Origin of the sequence: Mesorhizobium sp. (assembly GCF_005063415.1) — a bacterium.
Taxonomy (GTDB): domain Bacteria; phylum Pseudomonadota; class Alphaproteobacteria; order Rhizobiales; family Rhizobiaceae; genus Mesorhizobium.
Genome location: NZ_SUEG01000261.1, coordinates 1 through 3,966, shown reverse-complemented (window position 1 = coordinate 3,966; position 3,966 = coordinate 1). Strand labels below are relative to the sequence as shown.

General features: G+C 57.4%; 3 protein-coding genes and 1 pseudogene. 3 read left to right on the top strand and 1 reads right to left on the bottom strand.

All coding sequences use genetic code 11. The annotated features are described in order from the left end of the window. From E5W70_RS31315 to E5W70_RS31305, 3 genes and pseudogenes are all read left to right on the top strand, one after another. Window positions 1–279 (top strand): annotated as a pseudogene (locus E5W70_RS31315) (ferritin-like domain-containing protein); the annotation flags it as partial. 112 nt (window positions 280–391) lie between these two features. Further along, window positions 392–1,918 (top strand): hypothetical protein, encoded by a 1,527-nt coding sequence (locus E5W70_RS31310; protein ID WP_292665122.1) that lies wholly within the window; start codon window positions 392–394, stop codon window positions 1,916–1,918. A gap of 281 nt (window positions 1,919–2,199) precedes the next feature. Then, window positions 2,200–2,448 (top strand): hypothetical protein, encoded by a 249-nt coding sequence (locus E5W70_RS31305; RefSeq protein WP_292665121.1) that lies wholly within the window; start codon window positions 2,200–2,202, stop codon window positions 2,446–2,448. Window positions 2,449–2,961: 513 nt separating this feature from the next. Here the strand turns inward: E5W70_RS31305 and E5W70_RS31300 are convergent. After that, window positions 2,962–3,153, bottom strand: a complete 192-nt coding sequence (locus tag E5W70_RS31300) for a hypothetical protein (RefSeq protein WP_292665120.1) — start codon at window positions 3,151–3,153, stop codon at window positions 2,962–2,964. Window positions 3,154–3,966 lie beyond the last annotated feature (813 nt).

The following is a 3,966-nucleotide window of genomic DNA, read 5'->3' as shown; positions in this document are numbered from 1 at the left end:
GGTATGGCGCGATCGACGCTATACCGGAAGGGCGAGGAGGCCTGGAAGGCTGCCAACGCTGTTTCGGATGGCCGAGACAAAATCGACGGATCGGACGATAAGGACCAGGGTATCCAGGTGGACGGAAAAGCCAACATCGTTCCCTCGACGCCAGATGCGATCGCATTCACCAGAACGCCGCAGGAGGTGCTTAGGATCGTTTACCTCACCGACAAGGACGGAGTGAGCAAGGGCGGCTTCTATCCGGAAGGAATGAACGGCACGCTCAAGAGCACCTGAGCGGATTGCGAACGATAAGCGTACGCCGGCAGGCCGATGGGCTGGGCATGCACCAGCCCTCGGAACTTACCTAACGTCACGGCGTTAATATCGCGCAATGCGGGAGTGCGTTATGTTTCTGCTCGCAAAAGATACAATAAAGTTCAGCATTCTCGTCGGCTTTTCAGCCATCTTCGTGGACGCCTCCATCGCCCACGGCCTGCTCTGGGAGAACGATCCCTACTGGACATACTGGATCACAAAGACCTTCCTGATCACCACGGTCTTTCTGTTCGGCACGGCCTTTCTCGGCATTGGCATTGTGCCCGGCCTGATCCTGACTGCGGTCCACACGGCCATTTTGGAAATCTACTACCAGTGGCTGGCCCCGGTTGGGCTGCCGCAGGAACCCGAGTGGCTCGATTTCAATCACCTCTGGGTTACCGGCGTGCCGGTGCATTTTCTGGCGATACTCGGCGGATATCTGATGGCGCTGTGGCTGTGGCGACGCAATCATTCGGCCTTTGAGACTGAACGCGGGGAGACCTGGCGGTTCGTTGTCTATGGGCTGATCACAGCTGTTATCATCGTCGCATTAGACGGTATTGTGAGCCAAGCGGTGCTGCTGCGCGACTTTCCTGGCATCACCTTTTTCGTCCAGCGCCTTCTGATCACATTCGTTTTTGTCTGTGTCTGGACGGCCTATGCCGGCTTCCGCCCGGTTGGCTGGGCTGTCGGCGCGCTCATGCTCGCCCTCGTCTGGACCACCTACAGCATGTATCTTGGACCGCGCGGCTTGCCATTGGATCAGCCGTATTATTCCGGCTACAGCGATCTCTGGTGGCTGTCGTTTCCCGGCGGTTTCGTTTCAGCACTGATCGGCTGGTGGATTGGCGTTTGGTTGATGAACAAGCGGCGCATGATCGGCGTTGCCGGGATCGGCGTGTTAGCAGGCCTGCTCGGTGTTCCTCCCGACCCTGCCGCCGCCCAATCGAAGGGCACTGACGGCTTGGTTGCGACTGCACGGGCCTCAGGCGAAGGGCTCCGGGTAACAGGCACGGATCCGTTCGCCATGACAAGCACTGTGCCGATGAACGGCACCATTGCAATCCAAACCGTGGAGATGGGCAACCGCTGGTCGCACGTCCAGAACACTGATGACGTGCAGGTCTCGGCCGAATTCACCGCCGGTGACGTCAGGTATGCTGTCAAGATCGACAAGCCGATGCCGCGGCACCCGCTCGGAAGTTACACGACCTGGTCGGGCGCAGTCTATGAGCACGAGATGCATGGCAATACCGGCATCGGCACCAGCAAGCTGCCGAAGATGCGGCCGGAAATCGCCCTCTGGGGATGGGCGGAGGTCAGCCGCAACGGCGAAGTGATCGCACGAGCAGCTCCAGCCCATCTCATGGTTCTTACCGAAGGTACTATCCAAGGCGTAATGCTCGAAATCGACACGGAAGACAAAGCCCTGACCGCCGAGCCAGACGGCTACATCAATGTGATGTGGCCAAAAGTCGACGCGCTTGAAATGCCCGAGCAGCAGGAGCGGACGCGCCAGATCGTCGGATGGATGGGCATCGCCGGTTTTGTCGTCCTATTCGGTGCGTTGACGATGCTTGACCGCAACAACAACGTTTCCCGCCCCAAAAACTAAGGTCCAGCTAGCAAAACAATGCTCTTCCGCTGGCAATCACCCACACGGGCCAAGCGCTGGTGCTCTAGAGGAAAGATTCCACAGCCGGTGTTGACGATCAAAAATGTCCTTTCTGTTCTCATGGCGCACGATCCGATCGACACGCTGGGCAAGGCTTCGGGACATCGGCACCACTCAAACGAATGGCAATTATCTGTCTGAATGCGTTTAGGGTCCCTTCGCGGAGACCCACGCATCCGTCGCGTGGGGAACACAGTAACTTCCCCCTTAAAGGCGTCGAGATGCCACGAGCACCGAAAAGTCAGTTCCTTAGACCTAAAGATCGAGCGATCTGCCAGCGGGTTGTCGACCAGATAGCCGCCGACGCCAAATCGTACAGCACCTCGGTAGACAGCCAGATTCTGGCCTCGACCACGCTGTCTCTGTTTCAATCTGGCGTGGTCAATGAAGTGAATTTGCTGGCACATGTTCGCGCGCGTCGCCATGACTTCACCAAGCAGGCCGGCACTGCGTCGCAGGTCGCTTCTTGACGCCCTCAGGAGCTGGCCGGCATGCACCGGCACTCGCCACCTTGCCCGATAGCGAGTGAAAAAATGGGTGGCCTGAGGCGCTCACCCACTCTGACGAGTAGCAATGCTGTTCAGACGCTGTTCTGAGCATCCGATTCAACCGGGTGTGCCAGTCCGTTTTGGAATCCGGTAACGAACCGCTCCCTCACGGCGCTTCTCGCTTCATCCTGTCCATGATCTCTATCATCCCTTGCATAACCCGTTTGTCGGGATTTCTCTTACAAAAGCCGTAGAGAGACGCCCAAATCTCATTGATGGTCATGCTACCGAGATCGTGCCGAGGCTGAACTAAGTGCATCAGTCCCACGTCAATGCTTGTATACTAGACACCCCAAATAAGGCCTGTCTGGAATATGTTATTCGTACAGGACAACTGGTGGTCAGGTGTACCCCGCTCACGCGCAAATCGCCAACTGCCGAAGGCCGCGCCAGACAGCTTGCAGGCAGCAAATACCCCTAATTCCACGCTGGGCGTTACCCAGCCAAGCGGACAGCATCACCGATCAGCGGCCGAAAATTTAGATAAGCGCCCTCAGATCTCGCCGCCCCTTCCATCACAGACGAAAATGCCTGCCCTTGAGCCATCAGGATATTCGGATCATCTTCCCCGCCTTCATCGGGCTCGTAAGCGGCCGGTGCCTCCAGCAGGTCGATGGCCGGCATCATTGAAAACAACGAAATGTAGGCGCGACTGCGGAGTGCTTATTTTGATTGACTCGCGCAATGCACCGGCAGCTAATCCCCCGCCAGGGCAAAGAGGGGCCACGAATAGGAAGAAAACGATGGCCGTGCAAAAGGAAGACTATCGAACGAACAGAGCCGACTTTGCCATTGCTGCTATGCATGGTCGAGCGACCGCTGAGGACGACCGTGCCGAGCTAGTCGCAAGAAGAAAGTCCCTTTGGCTCAGAGACCGGCGATCTGCAATATTGGCTGCAAACCCGGCAGAAAGCACCCATCAACCGAAGGCCAAACCGCGCGGTTAGCGGGATCGGGCCGTAGCCACTTCCTCCTGCTATCGTCAATCGCGCCCTTGCGAGGACGAAGCTTTTGACGTTGAGTGTGAGTAGGGGGATATCACATTGCGCTGCCTGGCTCACCGGCTTGGTTTGCCACCACACCACAGGCGGAGCAGGCAACCTACTTCCGGAACCGATGCGTCACATACGGCTTTGAGCCAAGGACCCCAGCCATGGCCCAATGCATCCAAAACGAATCCATTTCGTCTCGCGGCAGGGCATCTGCCAGGGCGAATGCGGCGTTTACCAACATGCAAAACAGTCAGCCGAAAACAACAACTTGCAACCGCTTCGGCAGCATCGTGAACTGCACGACTTATTGATTTTTTTTCGGCCTATTGCGAACGCTCGACTGCAAAATGTTGGCGCGTCATCGCCCTCGCCGACCTGATGATGGTGTATGGTGGCGTCGATCCACTGAAGCTGAAATTCGACTGCGGCCGCTGCAAGCCGACGGTGA